This window comes from Paraburkholderia sp. (assembly GCF_049581445.1).
GTDB lineage: Bacteria > Pseudomonadota > Gammaproteobacteria > Burkholderiales > Burkholderiaceae > Paraburkholderia.
This window is the reverse complement of the sequence record NZ_JBAURZ010000375.1, coordinates 1-1,848: the sequence shown is the minus strand read 5'-3', so window position 1 is coordinate 1,848 and position 1,848 is coordinate 1. Positions and strand designations below refer to the sequence as shown.

The 1,848-nt window shown below is 64.8% G+C and carries 2 protein-coding genes; both read right to left on the bottom strand.

The genetic code is table 11. The features are described from left to right. The coding region (gene cheD / locus WCA85_RS32275; protein WP_424069313.1) for a chemoreceptor glutamine deamidase CheD at window positions 1-613 on the bottom strand (613 nt) is incomplete at its 3' end. Continuing rightward, window positions 610-1,560: a CheR family methyltransferase gene (locus WCA85_RS32270; RefSeq protein ID WP_424069315.1), complete on the bottom strand. Its 951-nt coding sequence runs from the start codon at window positions 1,558-1,560 to the stop codon at window positions 610-612. The genes cheD and WCA85_RS32270, both read right to left, overlap by 4 nt. Window positions 1,561-1,848 lie beyond the last annotated feature (288 nt).

The following is a 1,848-nucleotide window of genomic DNA, read 5'->3' as shown; positions in this document are numbered from 1 at the left end:
GCTCAACCCGTTCGCGCGCGCGCGCGAGCCGCTCGGCGCGAGCTTCGGCAGTCTGCCGCGCCAGCGCGTGTTCGCGTTCGGCTACGCCGGCTTCCTGTTGCAGGCGCAGTTTCTTCACCATGACCTGGCCCGTGTGCGGCATGAAGGCCACTTTGCGCGGATGGTTGCCCTGCAGGTCCTCGGCGGTGATGCGGATCTTTTCCAGCGCCAGATAGCGGCGCACGAACTCGGAATTGCGGTCGCCGATGTTCATCGTCGTCATACCGGCCAGTACCGCCCCGCCGCCGAACACCTTGGCCTCGAAGCGCTCACGGCGGCCGCCCGCCTTGATGAGTTCATTGATCAGGACTTCCATCGCGTAGGCGCCGTAGCGCATCGACTCCGATGCAGCCTGGCCGACGTCGGCGCCGTCGTCCGGCAGCATGAAGTGATTCATGCCGCCGATGCCCGCGGTGCGGTCCTGAATACAGGCCGCCACACACGAACCGAGCACGGTGACGAGCACCATGTCCTCGTGGGTCGTATAAAACTCGTTCGGCAACAACTTCACGCCGGGGCGATTGAAGTGATTGTCGAAGTACAGATTGGTTGCGATTGGCAGGCTGCTGCTCATACGCTCACCCCGCTAGTCGACGTGTGTGCCGGTTGAGGCAGGCCGCGCTGCGCGCTGCGGGCAGATGCCCCGTCGCGCGTCAGTTCATAGACTGTCTGGCCGCGCAGCCGGAATGCCTGCGTAACGTAAGTGAAGTTCTCCGAGTGACCGGCAAACAGCAGGCCGCCAGGCTTTGTCAGCGGGTCGAAGCGCGACAGCACCTGCGCCTGGGTCGGCTTGTCGAAATAGATCATCACGTTGCGGCAGAAAATCGCGTCGAACTGCGAGCGCAAGCCGTAATCGCGGTCGGTCAGGTTCAGTTGCTGGAAGCGGACCATCGCGCGCAGTTCGGGGCGCACCTTCACCATCCCCGCGTGCGCGCCGGTGCCCTTCAGGAAGAAACGCTTCAGGCGTTCGGGCGACAGATGCTTCACCTGGTCGAACTGGTACATCCCGGTTTCGCCCTTGGCGAGCACCTGGGTGTCGATGTCAGTGGCGAGCACAGTGGCCTGGCGCGCGGCGCTTTCGCCGAGCGCTTCGATCAGCGTCATCGCGATCGAATACGGCTCTTCGCCAGTCGATGCCGCCGAGCACCACACCGACACCGGCTGTTGACGCTTTGCCACGAAGTCGGCCAGTAGCGGAAAGTGGTGCGCCTCGCGGAAGAACGCGGTCAGGTTGGTGGTGAGCGCATTGGTGAACGCCTCCCACTCGGCCGGATCGTTTTCCGATTCGAGCAGATCGAGGTATTGCTTGAAACTCTCGAGGCCGCGCGCGCGCAAGCGCCGTGCGAGTCGGCTATACGCCATGTCGCGCTTGTGGTCCGACAGCGAAATGCCGGCGCCACGGTGAATCAGATCGCGAATGCGCGCGAAATCCGCCGAGGTGAACTCGAAGTCGCGTCCCTGCTCGCCGGTTCTGGCCGGCTCCGCCCTGTCGGGGTGCTGCTGTGCGCGCGTTGCCATGATCAAGTGTTAAAACGTTTCCCAGTCCGCATCGGAGCCAGCAGCGGACGCGCCTGCCGTCGGGCGCGCTGTCGCGGTCCCGGCGGGCTCGGTTGTGCCTGCGGTGCTCTTCGGTCTGAGCATGGGTTCGGTACGCGTCGGCGCTGGCGCGCGGGGTGCTTCGTGTTTCGATGTCCTGGCCGTTGCATTCGATGTTGCAGCGGCAGTTTGTGCCTGAACGGGCGCAGCCGACGTACGCGGAGCCGATGCTGCAACCGGTGCGCGCGTTGCCGTCGCGCTGCGAGCGATGGC